The organism is Facklamia sp. P12937 (assembly GCF_050409505.1).
In the GTDB taxonomy this organism is placed as follows: domain Bacteria; phylum Bacillota; class Bacilli; order Lactobacillales; family Aerococcaceae; genus Facklamia.
In genome coordinates this window covers 13,152-31,950 of sequence record NZ_JBNUPI010000001.1, presented here as the reverse complement: position 1 = coordinate 31,950, position 18,799 = coordinate 13,152, and the positions used below count along the sequence as shown (strand labels likewise).

The 18,799-nt window shown below is 35.4% G+C and carries 18 protein-coding genes; 15 read left to right on the top strand and 3 right to left on the bottom strand.

Annotated elements, in window-relative coordinates; translation table 11 throughout:
* Positions 1-9 precede the first annotated feature (9 nt).
* The 8 genes from grdB to ACQV2R_RS00110 all read left to right on the top strand — a co-directional run bounded on the left by grdB (position 10) and on the right by ACQV2R_RS00110 (position 7,332).
* Positions 10-1,311 (top strand): glycine reductase complex selenoprotein B, encoded by a 1,302-nt coding sequence (gene grdB / locus ACQV2R_RS00145; RefSeq protein ID WP_428874630.1) that lies wholly within the window; start codon positions 10-12, stop codon positions 1,309-1,311.
* 701 nt (positions 1,312-2,012) lie between these two features.
* Entirely contained in the window at positions 2,013-2,867 is an 855-nt protein-coding gene (locus tag ACQV2R_RS00140; protein WP_428874631.1) for a glutathione S-transferase C-terminal domain-containing protein, read from the top strand.
* A gap of 111 nt (positions 2,868-2,978) precedes the next feature.
* A complete protein-coding gene (locus ACQV2R_RS00135) occupies positions 2,979-3,509 on the top strand; it encodes an NADPH-dependent FMN reductase (protein ID WP_428872823.1) in 531 nt (176 codons plus the stop codon).
* Positions 3,510-3,698: 189 nt separating this feature from the next.
* Positions 3,699-3,902: a cold-shock protein gene (locus tag ACQV2R_RS00130; protein ID WP_258435605.1), complete on the top strand. Its 204-nt coding sequence runs from the start codon at positions 3,699-3,701 to the stop codon at positions 3,900-3,902.
* 198 nt (positions 3,903-4,100) lie between these two features.
* Positions 4,101-5,069, top strand: a complete 969-nt coding sequence (locus ACQV2R_RS00125; RefSeq protein ID WP_428891649.1) for a PTS transporter subunit EIIC — start codon at positions 4,101-4,103, stop codon at positions 5,067-5,069.
* A 78-nt stretch (positions 5,070-5,147) separates the two neighbouring features.
* Positions 5,148-5,585, top strand: coding sequence for a glucose PTS transporter subunit EIIB (locus ACQV2R_RS00120; RefSeq protein WP_428891648.1), 438 nt, complete (start codon positions 5,148-5,150; stop codon positions 5,583-5,585).
* A gap of 135 nt (positions 5,586-5,720) precedes the next feature.
* Positions 5,721-6,656 carry an AEC family transporter gene (locus tag ACQV2R_RS00115; RefSeq protein ID WP_428872826.1) on the top strand — a complete coding sequence of 312 codons (936 nt, stop codon included), beginning with the start codon at positions 5,721-5,723 and terminating at the stop codon, positions 6,654-6,656.
* 10 nt (positions 6,657-6,666) lie between these two features.
* Positions 6,667-7,332 (top strand): YggS family pyridoxal phosphate-dependent enzyme, encoded by a 666-nt coding sequence (locus ACQV2R_RS00110; protein WP_428875756.1) that lies wholly within the window; start codon positions 6,667-6,669, stop codon positions 7,330-7,332.
* A 65-nt stretch (positions 7,333-7,397) separates the two neighbouring features.
* Here the strand turns inward: ACQV2R_RS00110 and lepB are convergent, their stop codons facing one another.
* The 3 genes from lepB to ACQV2R_RS00095 all read right to left on the bottom strand — a co-directional run bounded on the left by lepB (position 7,398) and on the right by ACQV2R_RS00095 (position 11,564).
* A complete protein-coding gene (gene lepB, locus ACQV2R_RS00105; RefSeq protein WP_428891647.1) occupies positions 7,398-7,904 on the bottom strand; it encodes a signal peptidase I in 507 nt (168 codons plus the stop codon).
* 353 nt (positions 7,905-8,257) lie between these two features.
* Positions 8,258-10,543, bottom strand: coding sequence for a glycogen/starch/alpha-glucan phosphorylase (locus tag ACQV2R_RS00100; RefSeq protein WP_428872830.1), 2,286 nt, complete (start codon positions 10,541-10,543; stop codon positions 8,258-8,260).
* A 187-nt stretch (positions 10,544-10,730) separates the two neighbouring features.
* On the bottom strand, positions 10,731-11,564 hold the full coding sequence (locus tag ACQV2R_RS00095; RefSeq protein WP_428872831.1) for a DUF368 domain-containing protein: 834 nt from the start codon (positions 11,562-11,564) through the stop codon (positions 10,731-10,733).
* A 140-nt stretch (positions 11,565-11,704) separates the two neighbouring features.
* Here ACQV2R_RS00095 and ACQV2R_RS00090 point away from each other — a divergent pair, with 140 nt between their 5' ends.
* From ACQV2R_RS00090 to glgD, 7 genes are all read left to right on the top strand, one after another.
* Positions 11,705-11,956, top strand: a complete 252-nt coding sequence (locus ACQV2R_RS00090; protein ID WP_428881688.1) for a hypothetical protein — start codon at positions 11,705-11,707, stop codon at positions 11,954-11,956.
* Entirely contained in the window at positions 11,943-13,223 is a 1,281-nt protein-coding gene (locus ACQV2R_RS00085) for a hypothetical protein (RefSeq protein WP_428874634.1), read from the top strand. The genes ACQV2R_RS00090 and ACQV2R_RS00085 overlap by 14 nt, the downstream gene beginning before the upstream one ends.
* Positions 13,224-13,259: 36 nt before the next feature.
* A complete protein-coding gene (cdd, locus tag ACQV2R_RS00080) occupies positions 13,260-13,667 on the top strand; it encodes a cytidine deaminase (RefSeq protein WP_428872834.1) in 408 nt (135 codons plus the stop codon).
* A 20-nt stretch (positions 13,668-13,687) separates the two neighbouring features.
* On the top strand, positions 13,688-14,080 hold the full coding sequence (gene gloA, locus ACQV2R_RS00075; RefSeq protein WP_428874635.1) for a lactoylglutathione lyase: 393 nt from the start codon (positions 13,688-13,690) through the stop codon (positions 14,078-14,080).
* 489 nt (positions 14,081-14,569) lie between these two features.
* The gene (gene glgB / locus ACQV2R_RS00070) at positions 14,570-16,504 is read left to right on the top strand and encodes a 1,4-alpha-glucan branching protein GlgB (protein ID WP_428885096.1); all 1,935 of its coding nucleotides are present in this window, start codon (positions 14,570-14,572) and stop codon (positions 16,502-16,504) included.
* 1 nt (position 16,505) lies between these two features.
* On the top strand, positions 16,506-17,642 hold the full coding sequence (locus ACQV2R_RS00065; RefSeq protein WP_428872923.1) for a glucose-1-phosphate adenylyltransferase: 1,137 nt from the start codon (positions 16,506-16,508) through the stop codon (positions 17,640-17,642).
* Positions 17,643-18,797 carry a glucose-1-phosphate adenylyltransferase subunit GlgD gene (gene glgD, locus ACQV2R_RS00060; protein ID WP_428872924.1) on the top strand — a complete coding sequence of 385 codons (1,155 nt, stop codon included), beginning with the start codon at positions 17,643-17,645 and terminating at the stop codon, positions 18,795-18,797.
* Positions 18,798-18,799: the final 2 nt, after the last annotated feature.

Here is an 18,799-nt window from a genome sequence, read left to right as displayed (position 1 = left end):
GGTAAAACCATGACAAAAAAACGTGTAGTTCATTACATTAATCAATTCTACGCTGGTATCGGTGGAGAAGAAAAAGCTGATACAAAACCATTCAAACAAGATGGTGTTGTAGGACCAGGTGTTGGAATCAATGGTGCAATTGCTGAAAATGGAGAAATCGTTGGAACTGTGGTATGTGGTGACTCATACTTTAATGAAAATACAGATGCTATTAATGAAGTAATTGAAATGATTAAGTCATTCGAACCAGATTTAGTAATCACTGGACCTGCATTTAACGCTGGACGATACGGTGTAGCTGCTGGAGCTGTTGCAACTGCAGTTATGCAAGAATTGAATGTACCAGCTGTTGCCGGTATGTATGAAGAGAACCCTGGTGTTGACATGTATAAGAAAGTGCCTTACATTGTTAAGACTGGTAACTCTGCTGCAACAATGCGTAAAGCAATTCCTGCAATTGCAAATGTTGTTAACAAAATCTTGACAGACCAAGAATTAGACCCAATTACTGACGAATACTTTGAGCGTCACCGTAAAAACTTCTTTACAGAAGATCGCGGTTCTAAACGTGCAGTGGATATGTTAGTTAAGAAATTAGCTGGTGAAGAATTCACTACTGAATTCCCAATGCCTGATTTTGATAATGTAGAACCAGGAAAAGCAATTAAAGACTTAACCAAAGCTAAAATTGCGATTGTTACTTCAGGTGGTATTGTTCCATTTGGTAACCCTGACCATATTGAATCCTCTTCAGCTTCTAAATATGGTCGTTATGACATCTCTGGTGTTGAAGACCTTAAAGAAGGCGAATATGAAACAGCTCACGGTGGTTATGACCCAGTTTATGCTAACCAAGATTCAGATCGTGTTATTCCAGTGGATGTTTTACGTGAAAAAGAACGTAATGGAGAAATTGGCGAATTACATAACTATTTCTATACTACTGTAGGTAATGGTACTTCAGTTGCATCATCAAAAGCATTTGCTTCTGAAATTGCTAAGGACTTAGTAGACCATAATGTAGATGCAGTTATTCTAACCTCCACTTGAGGTACTTGTACTCGTTGCGGAGCAACAATGGTAAAAGAAATCGAAAAAACAGGTTTACCTGTAGTACATATGGCAACTGTAACACCTATCTCATTAACAGTAGGTGCTAACCGTATCGTTCCTGCAATTGCTATTCCTCACCCACTAGGTAATCCTTCATTATCAATGGAAGAAGAATACAAATTACGCACTCACTTAGTAGACAAAGCTTTGAAAGCTTTAACTACCGAAGTTACAGAACAAACTGTTTTTGAAGACTAATTAATCTTCATTATAAAGGGGCTAGGATAAAAGGTTTTCTCAGTCGCCTCAAAACTTACAGCGAGCCTAGATTGGAAAGTTACTTTCCAAACTAGGCTCGCTGCTTTGCGTATTTACGTAGATTATAGAACTGAAAAAGTCCGATTAACGATTGTATCGTTGACCGGACTTTTTTTAAGGCTTTTGTCCCAACCCTTTTTTGAAACAATAGGAGTTATGAGGATTTTAATAGATGCTTGTCCTGTGAAGGCTGAAGCCATTCAAATAGCTCAGCTTATAAGATTAAGGTCTTTGTTATAACGACAATAGATTATTTTCAAATAGAATATATGATTCTGATTTGTTAGAGACCATCTATATTGAAGCAGCTGCAGATACGATTAATTATTTTTTCCCAATGCTAAAAAGCTAATATTATAATTACTCAAGATTATGGCATAACTTCTTTATTATTTTCAAAATATCGCGTGAATTATCATTCTGACAGATTATATATTGAATATAATAGAGACCATCTTTTCTTCAAAAGACATTTAGGACAAAATGCGGAAAGCTGGTAAAAGAATCAAGGGGCCTAGCAAGTATAATCCAATGGATTGTAAAGAATTTATTTATAATCTTGCCAATTTAATTACGAATAGTGAGCATTAAATTCTAAAGAAGAGTAAGAGACTGCTATAATGAGACAAAGGAGTGATTTTATGCCAAAAGTATATAAAGAAGATTTTGCTTATCCAGTAGAAGCAAATCGTTATCGTCTTGTGTTTAGTTTTCCATGTCCTTATGCTCAAAGGGCTGATATTGCTAGAAGATTACTAGGTTTGGATAAAGTAGTTAGTCTAGCTATCGCTAGTCCAATAAAAACTAGTAAAGTATGGGATTTTTCTAATGAAACTGGAGGCAAAGATGCGATTTTAGAAGTTGAATATGTTTCGGAACTTTATAAAAATACTGATCCAGAATATGAGGGTCCTTTTTCTGTACCTGCATTAATTGATATTAAAACTAAGACAGTGGTTAACTCTGAGTCACTAGATATTTTAAGAGACTTTACAACCCGTTTTAAACCTTTTCATGCTGACAATGCTCCAGATCTTTATCCAGAAAATTTGAGATCAGAGATTGATAGTTGGATCCAAAAAATAATTGATGAAGTATTGGGAGGAGCAAATCGTGCGGGATATACTCGCTCTCAAGAAGAATTTGATCAAAATGCAGAGGCTTACTTTAAAGTATTAGCCGAGTTAGATCAACATTTCGCTGAGAATCAGTTTTTATTAGGTGATCAATTGACTGAAGCCGATTTAATATTATATACCCCTTTAATCCGTCATGATTTACTTTATATGCCAATCTATGGCTTATTCCATCATTCATTGCGCGATTACCCTAATTTATGGCGCTATATGAAACAACTTTATCAAATGCCAGCCTTCAAAGCCACTACTAGCTTTAGAGACTATCAAATTGGACAATATTCTGGAAGAACAGGACGTATTTTTTTCCGCAGAGAAGTAGTTCCAATGCTACCAGATCTTTCACATTGGGAGAAATAAAATATAAAAAAATTAACTATTCCTCTTGCTTTTATTCCGAATTCGAGATAAAATACATATGTTCAGTAAAATAACTACTAGAACAAATACATATAAAAAGGATGATTAAATATGACTAAACTAGGTGTAATTGTAGGATCAACTCGGAAAAATTCTTTTTCTAAACAATGGGCAGATAATATTGTGACTTTATACCCTGAGGGAACAGAAGTAGAGTTTTTAGATATTGCAAACTTACCTCTTTATAACCAAGATTTGGATGAAAATTCACCACAAGCCTACACTGATTTCCGTGAAGCAGTGAAACGCCAAGATCTGATTTTATTCGTAACTCCAGAGCATAACCGTACAATCTCAGCAGCATTAAAAAATGCATTAGACGTTGCTTCTCGTCCATGGGGACAATCTGTATGGAATGGCAAACCAGCTTTAATTGCGTCCCATTCAATTTCTGCTATGGGTGGCTCAATAGCCAATAAAGATTTGGTTAAGATTCTTTCATTTTTAAATATGCCAACAGTGGGACAACCTGAGGTTATGTTACCAAGTTCAGCTAATTTATTGAACGATGGTAAAGCTCCTCAAGATACCTTAGACTTCTTACAAACTGCTGTAGATGCACACTTAAATTTATTAAAATAAGTTCGTTTTTCGAATTATAAAGCATGAAGGATAGTAGTGATTGACTAATATGACTAATTACAGTATACTTAATTGAGTAGAGAGTAATAAAATATTTAAAAGCTTAATTCATTATCATAATTAATCCTTTTCTTTATCTTATGTAACATCTGCAAAAAAATCGCGCTCAGCGCAAGGAGGATTTCATTTATGAATAATGGAACAGTAAAATGGTTTAACTCAGAAAAAGGTTTTGGCTTTATTGAACAAGAAAATGGTGAAGATGTATTCGTGCATTTCTCAGCGATTAATAACGAAGGCTTCAAGACTTTAGAAGAGGGCCAAAAAGTAACTTTTGATGTTGAATCAGGAGAACGTGGCTTACAAGCTAGTAATGTGTCAGTTGTAGCATAATCTTAAATATAAACATTCAAACGACAAACTTTTGGTTTGTCGTTTCTTTTTTTTGCTAGATTTTAGAAGAGATCGTTAAAAAAATTAGCCCAACACCTCCTTTTAGTGTTCACACTAAAATGTAAATTTACATTTATGATTGTAAACGCTTCGAAATTGAGGTATATTATATATGATAAATAAAAAGGAGTGAAAAATATGTATCCATATTTACAAAGACTGGGACGTTCATTAATGTTACCAGTTGCGGTACTACCTGTTGCTGCCTTAATGCTAGGGATCGGCTATGCAATTGACTCTCAAGGTGGGAACCAGTTCAGTGCTTTATTGATGACTGCTGGAGATACCATTCTCAGTAATTTAGGCATTCTATTTGCTTTGGGTGTTGCTTTAGGTATGTCTAACGATCGAGATGGGTCAAGTGCCTTATCAGGTTTAGTCGCATTTTTAATGGTTACTACATTACTGAAACCGGATAAATTAACAGATATTGTCAATATTCCTTTAGAAGAATTATCCTATTCTTTTGAAAAAATAGATAATGCTTTTATCGGAATTATATCCGGTCTTACCGCTTCATCACTTTATAATAAATTCTCAAAAACTAGATTACCTGATGCATTTGCTTTCTTCTCTGGGCGTCGAATGGTTCCCATTTTGACTTCAATTGCTATGATTTTTGTTTCAGGATTATTATATTTTATCTGGCCACCTGTTTATGAAGGGCTAGTAGGCTTTGGAGAATGGATTTCAGGGATGGGCTGGTTCGGAGCAGCCTTATATGGTTTCTTCAACCGTCTACTAATTCCTACCGGTTTACACCATGCTTTAAATGCTGTTTTCTGGTTCGACTTAATAGGTATTAATGATATCGGTAATTTCTGGGCATCTGTAGGTGAAAAGGGTGTTACAGGAATGTATCAAGCTGGCTTCTTCCCGGTTATGATGTTTGGTTTACCAGCTGCTGGTTTAGCGATCTATCGTAAGGCTGATCCTCGCTACCGTAAAGAAGTAGGGTCCTTATACTTAGCAGGCGCAGTCACAGCTTTTGTTACAGGTGTTACTGAACCCATTGAATTTTCGTTTATGTTTATAGCCCCAGTTCTTTATTTTGCTCATGCTATTTTATCAATGCTATCTTTAGGATTTGCTGCCTTTATGCAATAGACAGCTGGTTTTGGCTTTTCTGCCGGAGCAATCGACTTTATTTTATCTTCACAAATTCCAATAGCGAACAAGCCCTTTATGTTAATATTACAAGGCTTAGTTTTCGCCGGTCTATATTATTTGGTCTTCTCTTTCTTAATTGAAAAATTGGATATTGCTTCACCAGGAAGAAAAGGTCCTTTGTCTTTAGACTTTGATGCTGGAAGTGGGCGAAAAGGTTCATTACCTGAAAAGGATTCTAAAGAATTAAAGGATTCAAAAGCCGAAAAAGAATACCAACAAGCTCGCCGCATTCTTGAAGCTTTAGGTGGTAAAGACAATATTGAAAACTTTACCAATTGCGCGACACGACTTCGCTTGAATGTTAAAGACACCTCAGTAATTGACCAAGAAAAAATAAAATCTTCTGGCGCTGCGGGTGTTAAGATCATGGGAGAAAATGCAGCCCACGTAATTATTGGAACGAATGTTCAATTTGTGGCAGATGCTTTACATGATGTTATGGACGAAGAATAATAAGTTAGATATAAATCGAGTAGGAGGCTAGCCATTAGTTGACTAGCCTCCTACTTGATTGGTGGTAACTTCCTTCAGGGGATAAGTTGAGTTATAATAATATCTAGTAAAATGTTATGAAAGATTGAGGGAGATATGGATTTAGCACTCATCATTTTTAAGCAATTAATTATACTGATTTCCATAGCGGTGATTGGGTTTAGTTTAGTTAAAAAAGAACTTCTGACGCAAACGACCATTAGTCAATTGAATACGGTAATTGTTAAATATTTGACCCCTTTGATAATTATCGAAGCTTTTTTTAAGCCGATTCAGCAAGACCTTATGACTCAGTTTTTCTTAGCAATGATTATTTATATTATTTTTCTGTTAATGAGGATCTACGTAGGGCATTGGTATTTTGGGAAAAATGAGGATGGGGTATCCAAGTTTGCAACAGTCTTTGGTAATGTTGGTTTTATTGGTATTCCTCTGACCTTAGCAGTTTTCGAACCTTCCTATGTCATGATTACCACAGGCTTATTTCTAGTTACAAATTTCTTTTCTTGGACACTTGGTTTAAAAATGATTAGAGCCAAAGAAAAAGAACCAAAAATAACATTCTCTGCTCGTCCAATTCTGTTTGCTTTTCTGATAGGAGTAGTCATTCAAGTTTTTAAGATCTCTGTTCCATCGGTTGTATCCGAAGGGATTCATCAATTAAATCAGGTTTATTCCCCGATTGCTATGATTATTCTAGGTGCTTATTTTGAAGACATTGCTACTTTATCTGACTATCTTGATTGGAAATTGTGGAAAATAGCTAGCATAAAGCTTATTATTTGGCCTTTAATTAATTTGATTATGCTATTGTTCATCCCTGGTTTAACCTTTGAAAGTTTTTTTATTTTAGTAATGATACTAGCTGGACCTTCTGCTATGATGACAGCTCTTTTAAGTCAAATTGTAGGTGGTGATTATTTAAGTGGAGCAAAAATTGTTTTACTGACAACAATGTGTTCACTTGTTACCATTCCTTTAATACTCAATTTAGCTACATGGCTTTTTGAAAACTATTATCTATTTTCTTAGGAGGAATCACGTGGATAAAAAATTATTAGCAACCAATTTAGCAAGTGTACTCGAAGACATTTCGACCTATCCGACTCATATGGTGGCGATTACTAAATTTGTGGATGCTGAAACGACGAGAGAGTTATATAATTTAGGCGTTCGAGATATGGGCGAAAATCGCTCGGATAAATTCTTAGCAAAACTAGAAGCTTTGAATGATATTGCATCAGAAATTACTTGGCACTTTGTTGGTCACCTCCAATCTCGTCAAGTGAAATTGATTATTAATCAGATCGATTATTTACATTCACTGGATCGATTATCATTAGCCAAAGAAATTCAAAAAAGAGCAGATCGGACAGTAAAATGCTTTCTACAAGTCAATGTTTCAGGTGAAGAGACGAAAGGCGGATTTGATCCGGATCGTGTCATAGAGGCGGTAGAAGCCATTAAAGACTATAACAAAATTGAAATAGTTGGTTTAATGACGATGGCGCCGATTGATGCCAGCGAAACGGAACTTCATCATTATTTTGCCGAATTAAAAGAATTACAAGTATTAATACTTGGCAAGAATTATCCATGGGCTCCTTGTGGAGAGCTAAGTATGGGGATGTCACGGGACTATCGCATCGCCTTAGAAGAAGGAGCGACTTACATTCGAGTGGGCAGTGCCTTGTATGATCAAAAATAAATATTTTTAAAGAGGAGTTTAAACGATCGTTTAAACTCCTCTTTATTATGATTATTATATTTCGGTTAGAAGGTAGTTAGTTTGTCAAAAGGAAAGAGGATTATTTTAATTTTTGAAAGTAGATTTTTTTCAGGTATTAAACCGATTTTTCTTGAATCTACCGAACTTTTACGATTATCGCCTAAGCAATATAAGTAACCTTCTGGGATCGAATCAACTTTAAGATCCTGTGTTACTTGGTCTGTTAAATAGGGCTCATCAATTTTTTCACCATTGATATAAAGTATATTATCAATATATTCAATGGTATCTCCCGGAAGGCCAATAACTCTCTTAATATATTTTTTCTTTTTTTCCGGAACGTTAAATACTACTATATCAAAACGGTCAATCTTAGTAATTTGACTTCCTATAACGATATCGTTTTGTTCAAAGGTATTCATCATAGAAGCTCCTTCAACTTTATAAACACTGAAGATAAAAAGTCTTAGCATCATTAGGACGATAAAGAGTGAAATAAACCACTTATTATCTCTTACTAAAGACTGGATTGTATCCATTTCAATTCTCATGATATGTCTCCTTACATTCCATAAATCACGAAAACATTTTTTAATAATTATGCAAATAGAACTAAGTTATGAATAAAAATTTTATAAGAAAAAGATTTAAATAAAGGCAATAGCTTTTCTCCTATTCTTTCTTCATAGCATATTTTGAAACTAATTGTAAAAAATATCCATTCTCTAAAGTTATTTCTGATTTAGTAGGTGTTACATTGAGTAGAATGATATTATCGAGTGTCTTTACCTAATTGAATTATCAAAAGATCAGCGCTAAGAAAGATTTATTTAAATAGTCTTATTCAATTAATTAGATAGGAGAGCTACCGTTTAATAATAGATAAAACACCCTCTCTTTTCATTTATTCATCACCATAAGAGACCGGCAAATGCCAAATGGCATCATTATAGTCTCCAATGGTCCGATCACTTGAGAAGAAGCCAGAATTTGCAATATTAACAACTGATTTTTGATACCAAGTGTCAATATCCTCATAGTCTCTTAGCATCTGTTCCTTAGTTGCAATATAGTCTTCTAAATCAATCAAAGTCATAAAATAATCCTTATGAATTAACTCCTGATGCAGACGGTTTAAACGCTCTTCGTTACCAAAATACAACATACCATGGGAAACAATGAAGTCTACTAGAGGTTTGATCGTTTCTCTTTGATAATATTCATTGGATGAATAACCATTACTTTTATAGAGTTGAATAATTTCCTGACTTTCTTTTCCAAAAATATAGATATTATCTTGGCCAACTTTTTCAAAAATTTCAACATTAGCACCATCTAATGTACCAATCGTTAGGGCACCGTTTGCCATAAATTTCATATTTCCTGTACCCGAAGCTTCTTTTGAAGCCAAGGAAATTTGTTCAGAAATGTCGGCTGCCGGAATAAGATAGGAAGCATTGGTAACATTATAATTTTCAACCATTATTACTTGTAAGTGTGGAGCCACCACCTTATCTAAACTAATCAATTGTGACAAAGTTAAGATAAGATGAATAATATCTTGTGCAATTGTATAGGCGGGTGCAGCTTTTCCTCCAAAAATAACGGTAATAGGTGTTTCAGGAATATTCCCCTTTTTAATATCTAAATATTTATGAATTACCCATAAAGCATTCATCTGTTGTCGTTTATATTCGTGGAATCGTTTGATTTGAATATCAATAATTGAGTGTTCATTAATTGTAATCTTCATTCGGTCTTGCAATCTTTTCTTCAACCGCATCTTGTTATTGTGTTTGATGGCTCTTAGTTTACTTAATGTGCGCTCATCGTCTTTAAAATCTATAAATTGTGAAAGATCAGCATTTCTATGCCAAAGCGTTCCGATTTTAAGGTCTAGATATTCTGAAAGTTCCTTGTTAGCGTCCATTACCCAACGGCGGAAGGTGATGCCATTGGTCATATTGTGGAACTTGTCAGGATAGATCTCATAAAAAGGTTTTAAAGCCGTTGTTTTTAAGATTTCAGTATGTAATTCTGCGACACCGTTGACAGAAAAACCAAAGTGAATGGCTAAATGAGCCATGTGGACATAATTTGAATTATCAATAATCCAAACTTCAGCCTGATCGGGATAGTGTTTTCTAATCACTTGGTCGAGCCGTTGAATAATATTGGCGATTTCTGGCATGATTAATTGAATATCATTGAAAGGCCAAGTTTCTAAGGCTTCGGCTAAAATAGTATGATTTGTAAAAGCAGTAATCTTAGTCACAATTTGATAGGCTTCTTCAAAGTCAATGCCTTCCTTCATTAAAAGGCGCACTAATTCAGGAATTATAAAGCTTGGATGGGTATCATTGATTTGAATAACGGCATAATCAGCTAAATCATGTAAATTGCTACCTTTTTCTTTAGCTTCATGTAGAACAAGTTGCGCTCCATTTGAAACCATAAAATATTGTTGATAAATCCGTAGCAATCTTCCTTCATGGTCTGAATCATCAGGATAGAGGAAGAGTGTAAGGTTTTCTTTAATATTTGTCTTATCAAAATCAATTGAGTCTTCAGAAACAATAGACTCATTGACAGTGTCTAAATCAAATAGACGCAAGCGATTACGATGAGTTTGTTTATAACCTAAAACATCTAAGTCATACAGAGTTGATTTTAGAGTGAAAGAAGCATAGGGGACTTCGAAAGTCAGGTGAGATTTTTTAATCCAGTCTTGACCAGTTAACCATGCATCTGGCACGGTGTGTTGTTGATTATCAAAAAACTCTTGTTTGAATAAACCAAAATGATAATTCAAGCCAATTCCATCACCATTAATCCCCATCTTGGTAATAGAATCGACGAAACAAGCAGCGAGTCTACCGAGGCCGCCGTTTCCTAAGGAAGGTTCTCTTTCAGCATGTTCTATGTCCATTAAGTTCTTTCCGTTAGCGATTAATTCGTTATTAATTTGATTGTAAATACCTAAATTAATTAAATTGTTACTCAATACTTTTCCAATTAAGAATTCTGCAGAAAAGTAATAGAGTTTTCGCTTTTGGTCTTGATCTCGGTAGGGTAATCGGCGAGATTCATCTTTTACCACTTCCATTAATACGGTATATAGTTCTTTATTATCACAATCATAAACTTTTTTTTGAAAGAGGTCTTGAGTATAACGCTCTAGTAAAGTCATAAGTTTCTCCTTTATAGCGATTTATTGAAAAGAATCGTTTTATAACAAAATTCAAATATCCTTTTGTCTTCTTCATTATAAGTGAAAGGGCAATGACCTGCAATTTAATCTACTACTGAATGGGACGAAAAAGGTTCCCATCCATCGATTAAAGCTGATGAATAGGGTGGAGTGTGAATATTTATAATTAATTAATTTTTTTATACTTCTCTTCTAAGCGTGCCATCCACCAACCTAAAGCACTTCCTAATAAGAGCATGAGGCCGCAAATTGCATAGCCACTAAGTTGAAAACTTGTGTATTCGGTTGGAATGATCATAAAGGTAGATGCCAGAACAACACCGAAAATAAAGTGGAAGAACTTTGCATAGTAGCGGTCAAAAATTCTCTCAATTAGTTTAGACAAGAGCAGTATTGTTAATAGACCACCAACTCCAATTGGAATAATTACAGTCAGGTCTAAACTTTTGAACCCATCAGACATTAGCTTGTACATGCCCATGTAAAGAATAAAATTTGAAGGGCTCAATCCCGGAATCAGAACTCCTAATGCAATCAAAGCTCCTGCGATCATCCAAGTAAAGAAGTTTGCTGAAACCTGTCCGCCAAACCATGATTGTCCAAATATAAGCAAACATAAGGCCGCAATAAAAGAAAGAACCATTACAATCAAATCTGACTGATTGCGTCCTTCTTGACTAGCTTCTTTCCACAGTGAAGGAATCATACCCACTATGCATCCTACAAAAAACCACATGACATAAGTTTCATAATTTTCGAGAACATGGCTAACCCCGAAGGATAGGATGACTATGCCAAACAGGGCACCTAAACCGACAGGTATGAAGAAAATGATGTTTTCAACGAAGTCTTTAGTGATATTAGCTAGAAAACGGATAATTCGTTCATATAAACCAAAAATTGCCGCTAAAGCACCACCAGAGACTCCGGGTAAAATAAAGCCTGATCCAATGAACATGCCTTTGACAAAGCGCCAAATCCAATCAATTGTTTTTTTCATAAATTGCCCTCCATAGTTCAATACTTTTTCAGTTTAGCCCTTCTTGGTAAAATTTTCAATGAAAGTTAGCATGATGCTTGAGTAGGTCTTTTGAGGAATCTATTGTATAATAATATTAGTATGATATAGGAGGAAAAGTTATGAACATAGTTTATTTTTCTGATAAATGTCCGAATACGGAGGCTTTTATTAGCCGCTTAGATCAAATGGAAGTGAGCTACAAAGCAGTCAATATAACTGATTCAATGAAGAATTTAAAAGAGTTTCTTAAATTAAGAGATAGTCGTAATGAATTCGATGAAGTTAAAAAAAATGGCAATGTGGGTATTCCTGTTTTATATTCTGAGGATCGATTAATCTATGATTTGGATACAATTAATGAAAAAAAGTAAACAAGTCTTCAAGAGAATAGTTATAAGTATTACCTTCATTATTTTCAGCCTCTTTTTAAGACTGCCGACTAGCCACGCCCAAACGGAGTCTGATTTTTATGACATGTCTATTGAGATAGTAAATGACTTAACAACTGAAGTTAGTGATCAAGAAGATCAACAGTTACGAACCTTAAAAGATTCCTTAACAGAGTTTGATGTGGAGTATAAAGTAGAACAATTGGCTAAGAAATATGATCTAGAACCTAAAAGAACGACCCTCGATTTAGAAGAAAATTACCGTATGGAGTCCTTCCTTTTAAGAGAAGATGCCCCATATGGTATGGAATTAATTGCTATCTATCAAGTCGATCAGTTAGTCTATCTAGCCAGTCAATATTATGGGGCCCTCGAATTTATTGAAGAACAAAATCAATCCATTGAAATAGCTCGTGCTGTTGCCAAAGATTTTCAAATAATGGCCAGTCTGCAAGGGAATATTATGGAAGATGACGGCCTGTTAGTAGAAGTATCGTCTAAAGACAAGCAAGATGACTATCGTTTAGCTTATTTTAGAGAGCAAGCGGTTTTATCAGACTATCTGATCAATGAATTTTTAAAAAGCCAAAAGATTGAGGGCATCAATTCTCAACTAACCCTTGAATTAGCAGAAAAGAAAGAAATTCCTGATCCAACAGATGAAAAGTCAGAGGATTTAGAAGACGATAAGCGTCCTCTAGAAGAGAAATTAAAGGGCATGATACCCGCTTCCTTAGCTGAGTCTGAAATAGTTGCATTTGATGACTATCAAGATAATATTATAAGTCTTGAAGATCAAATTAAGCTTTATCAATCCAGAATCCAGACAGAGATTACGGCTGATAATTTTTCTCGAGAATCTATTATCGAACAATTAGGACAAGCAAGTAAGAGCAAAAAGCAAGATAACTTAGAGTCGGACGAATATTACTTTCTTTCTAAAAATAATTTAGTCTATCTTAACTTTATTTATAGTGAAGAACAATTGTTGCAAGCTAATTTCCATTATTTCGATGAAAATTGTTTTAAAGAAGGTAAAGATTTCCAGTCTCTGCTAACAGATTATGAAAACAATGGTTCTATCACAGTAGCAGAAATTGAAGAAGACCTCGGTTCAGCTGATAGTGCGGCATATTATATGATGACTGGCTTTTCTTATTATTCATGGGTGAGCTTTTCGGATAATATCCGCCAATTAATTGCAAGTATACAACAAGATCAAATTATTAATCTTCAAATTGATGAATAAAATCACTAATTATCACACACAGGAAGAAGGATCAAAGTGGATCAAACAACAATTAATTCTTTGATGGAACAAGCTCGTGAAGCAGTAAAAAGAGCCTATTGCCCATACTCAAATTTTCCCGTTGGAGCAGCATTGTTAACTAAGGACGGTAAAGTTTATACAGGTGTTAATATTGAAAATGTGTCCTTTGGTGCTACTAATTGTGCAGAGCGCTCAGCAATCTTTACGGCTGTATCCGAAGGATACCGTCCAGGTTTTATTGAGGCAATTGCAGTAGCAGGGGATACGGAAGACTTTTTAATGCCTTGCTCAATTTGCCGTCAAGTATTGGTAGAAATGGCAGAGCCTGACACTCCTGTCTATTTAACACGTAAGGACCAATCCATCTATCAAACAACAGTCAGTGAACTTGTACCAATGGCTTTCCAAAGCCTAGATATGTAAAAAATACAGGAGGAATTATAATGACACAAAAATTGTTACATACTTGCTATCGAATTAAAGATAGAAAAGCGAGCTTGACTTTCTATACGGAAGTTTTTGATTTTAAAGTGATGCGTGATCGTCGCTTTCCAGAACATCAGTTCGATTTGCTTTATTTACAAGTTCCTGGATCAGATTTTGAATTAGAGTTAACCTATAACTATGACTCGGAAGGCTATACTATCGGAGATGGATTCTCTCACATGGCTATTGGAGTGGATAATCTTCAAGCGCAACATCAAAAATGTAAGGAAGCTGGTTACGAAACAACAGAGCTCAAAGGACTTCCAGGTCAAAAAGCTTCTTACTTCTTTGTATCTGACCCTGATGGCTATCGACTGGAAGTGATGGATAATAAAAACTTAGCAGTATAAGCTTGTCTATGCCCGTTGCTTATGGTAAGATTTATACATGCGATGAGTCGAATACAATCTGGTAGATTGGAAGCAAGCTGTCTAGAGCTAAGAGCTCAAGCCAGGAAGGCGACAGAGCAAGTTGGAGCTGTGAACTGCAACTTGCAGTATCTTAGGATATTTTGCGATTCGTGAGTACTAGTTACTCACCGACACTCTTATGGAGTGTCCCTTATAAAAGAGCCTTTAACTTTCTGAAATTCAGTCAGTTAGAGGCTTTTTTGTATGAATTTAAAAAACAAGAGTTTTAGAGCTTAAATTTTTAATATTTATAACTAATTAATTTCAATATTAATGAACATATCATTTTGACTTTAAAATGGGCTTTGTCATGGGATTATTCTTTTAAATTAGAGGGCGTTCCGTTACAATATTGGTAATTGAACAAGTTACCCAATTCACTTAATAGTCCGTCTCAAACTTATCAATTATAAGAATGGAAGGTTGCCAATGACATTTTCCTTGGATCGAAGTAGCTTAAACAAAGAAATAGAAAAGTTTTCAACACAATTGCATGACCAAGCCTATCATTTTTTAGGTGCCAAGCAGGTTCAGTCAAATTCAAAAGGTTATCAGTTTAGTGTATGGGCACCCAATGCTTGGCAGGTATATTTACAAGGCGATTTTTCTAATTGGAAAAATCTATGGATGGAAAAACTTGATGGCGGTGTATGGAGTCTATATGTTGAAAACGCTCAAGCAGGACATTGTTATAAATATGGAATGGATCATGGAAATAATCACATTGAATATAAAATTGATCCTTACGCTATGCGATTTGAAACCCCCCCTCAAGATGCATCGATTATCGAAGATCTCACACCATTCCCATGGAATGATCAAAAGTGGCTAAAAGCACGCAAGGCTAAAGATAAATTTGACAGTCCTTTACAAATTTATGAAGTTCATCAGAGTTCATGGCGACAGCATCCCGATGGAAGATCTTATTCTTTTAAAGAGTTAGCTCACAGTTTAGTTCCTTATGTTAAAGAAATGGGTTATAACTACATTGAGTTTATGCCTCTAACTGCCTTTCCTTATGCTCCTTCTTGGGGCTATCAGGTAACCGGCTATTACGCAGTCGCTGGTCAATATGGAAGTAATGAAGATTTTAAATATTTCGTTAATTATGCTCATCAAGAAGGCATTGGTGTCATTCTTGATTGGGTACCTGGTCATTTCAATCAAAATGCGAATGCTTTGGCATATTTTGATGGTCAGGCTTGTTATGAGTATGCAGATCCTCAACGAGCTAAAAATATTAGCTGGGGTAGTTTAAATTTTGACCTTGGAAAATTACAGGTACAATCTTTTCTAATCTCAAATTTAAATTATTGGCTGTCTGAATTTCATTTGGATGGTATTCGAGCAGATGCTATTTCAAATATTCTTTATCTCGATTTTGATCAAGGTCCCTGGACGCCTAATAAATATGGAGGAAATGACAACCTTGAAGGCTATCATTTCTTACGCATAATGAATCAATGGGTTCAAGATTACTATCCTGAGGTTTATATGATTGCTGAAGAAGCCACTTCATCTAGCGGAATAACTTTGGATATTGCTCATGGAGGATTGGGTTTTGATTATAAATGGAATATGGGTTGGATGAATGATGTCTTACGGTTTTTCCAACTTCCTTACAATCAAAGGCCAGCTCAATTACGTCTCATTACTTTTGTTTTTATGTATCAATTTAAAGAACGTTACTTACTTCCTTTCTCTCATGATGAGGTTGTTCATGGGAAAAAATCCTTGCTAGCTAAAATGCCAGGTAGTCGCTATGATCAATTTGCTGATTTGAGACTTTTACATGCCTATATGTTAGCTCAACCTGGTAAAAAACTTCATTTTATGGGTAATGAATTGGGACAATTTATAGAGTGGCGTTATTATGAAGAATTAGATTGGCAAGGACTAAAGCAAGAATATAATAGTGAATATCAAGCGTTTATGCGAACTATCAATAAGATTGGCTTAAATAGGCCAGAATTTTATCAATTGGATCATCATCCAGAAGGAATAACAGTTTTGGATGCGGATGATTTAGAGAGAGGATTGCTAAGTTTTATTCGTTGGTCTAAAAACAAACAATCATACTCTGTGATAATGATTAATTTTTCAAAAAATCATTATTATGATGTGGAATTAGGTGTCCCTGAAAGTGGAGATTTTCTTGTCTATCTTAATAGTCAAGCAGATCAATTTGCAGGTTATCAACAAAATTGGCAAAAGTTTTACCAAGCAAAAAATAAAAGCTGTTGTAAGCAAGATTATTGTTGTTTGATTGAAGTTCCAGCTTTATCCGTTCAATTTATTGAACATATAAATTTGCATCAAGATAGAAAGGAGAAGGATGCTAAGCAGTTAGTATCCAAACGCTAAAATGAAAGATGAAATGATTGCGATGATACTAGCCGGAGGTCAAGGAAGTAGGTTGGGCGTTTTGACCAAGCAGATTGCTAAGCCCGCAGTGCCATTTGGAGGAAGGTATCGTATTATTGACTTTGCTTTAAGTAACTGTGCAAATTCTAACATTCATAAAGTGGGGGTCATTACTCAGTACCAACCTCTAGAATTAAATGGTCATATCGCTAATGGGGAGGCTTGGGGCTTTAATGCTAGCGGTGGTGGCACAACTATTTTACAACCTTATTCATCCACTGATGGAGAAAAGTGGTTTAAAGGGACATCAAATGCTATTTATCAGAACATAACCTATATCGATTCTGTTAATCCAGAATATGTTTTAATTTTATCTGGAGATCATATTTATAAAATGGATTATTCAAAGATGTTAGATTTTCATAAAGAAAAAGGCGCTTCTTTAACAGTTGCTGTGAAACCTGTGCCTATCAAAGAAGCAACACGCTTTGGAATTATGAACACAGATAAAAATGATCGTATCGTTGAATTCGAGGAAAAACCTGATCAGCCACAATCAAATTTGGCTTCAATGGGGATCTACATTTTCAATTGGCAGAAATTACGTAACTATTTAATTGAAGATCAAGATCAAGATAATCAATTAGAAGATTTTGGTAAACACGTTATTCCACTTTATTTAGCCAATGATGAAGCATCTTATGCTTATGCCTTTGACGGTTACTGGAAAGATGTGGGAACTATTTCATCCTTATGGGAAGCAAATATGGAGATTTTGAATCAAGATCACCCACTCTATCACTCCAATCCTGATTGGCGTGTCTACTCGAATAATCCGGTTCTACCTCCGCAAGTAGTGACGGACCATGCGGCGATCTATGATTCCTTTGTTACTGATGGATGTTATGTATCAGGAGAAATTCACCGGTCTATTCTTTCCGAAAACGTAAAGGTGGGGCTGGATTCTCAGATTACCGATTCAGTGATCATGGCTAATGCTAGGATTGGAGCATCTTGTCGAATTGAGTATGCAATTGTTGGCGAGAATGCTCGAATAGCAGATGGAGCAATGGTGATTGGAACAGAAAGAGACATTGCAGTTGTCGGTTTTGGCGATCAGATAGAAAGGAAGAATTAAATGGTTCAGCATAAGACTTGTGCAATTTTAAATTTAACAGAAGACAATCAACCTCTATATCCTTTAACTTATAATCGTCCTATCGCAGCTTTGCCATTTGCGAGTCGTTATCGCATTATTGATTTTATTTTATCTTCTCTTTCTTACGCTCAAGTTCAATCGGTGGCTATGTTTATTGGTGAGTCCGGACGCTCTCTGTATGATCATATCCGCTCAGGAGCCTCATGGAATCTTGATTCACGGATTAGAGGAGGTATTTTCACCTTCTCTCAACAAGACTGGAAGGCGCGTTATCATCGAGAGAACGACCATGAAGACTACTATTATAATCATCGAATCTTCTTAGAAAGATCGAAAGCTAAGTATGTCTTTGTATCTGGATCGAAGATTATCGCTAATTTAAATATTAATGACTTACGTCAATCGCACATTAGAAGTAAGAAAGATGTAACTTTAGTTTATAAAAATGTGATTGCATCGACTATAGGGATGGACCATCCCAACGAACGCATCGTTGCGTTTGATGAAGAAAAAAATATCGTCGATCTATTACCTAACTCAGAAAAACCCGCTCTTGCATCCGTTAGTTCCAGCTTAGATATGTATTTTCTATCTGTAGACATTCTTTTAGCTTTAATTGACCGAGCTGATAGAGAAGAGCAGTATCTTGAAATAGATGATCTTATTCAGTTTTATTTATTGGATTATAGCATTCATCCTTATGAATATACTGGTTATACCGCAAATATTAATACGGTAGAAGCCTACTATCAAGCCAATATGGACATGTTAAACCATTTATCCTTTGCAGCTTTATTCCATACGGATCAGGCTGTTCGTACCAAATCCAAAAATGGAATTCCAACCTATTACCATGAGCGTTCCTATGTGCGAAATGCAATTTTAGCAACTGGAACGACCGTTTACGGTGAAGTAATCGACTCTTTAATTAATCGGCGAGTTCAAATTGGGGAGAATGCTAGTGTGAGAAATTCAATTATTCAACAAGGGGTTGAAATTGGAGAGGGAGCCACAGTAGAGTACGCCATTTTAGATAAAAATGTCGTGGTTAAGCCCGGCACAGTGATTCGTGGACGCCCTGATAAATTAATTGTAAAAGCTAAAAATGAAATTGTGGATGCAAGGGTAGATTAGGA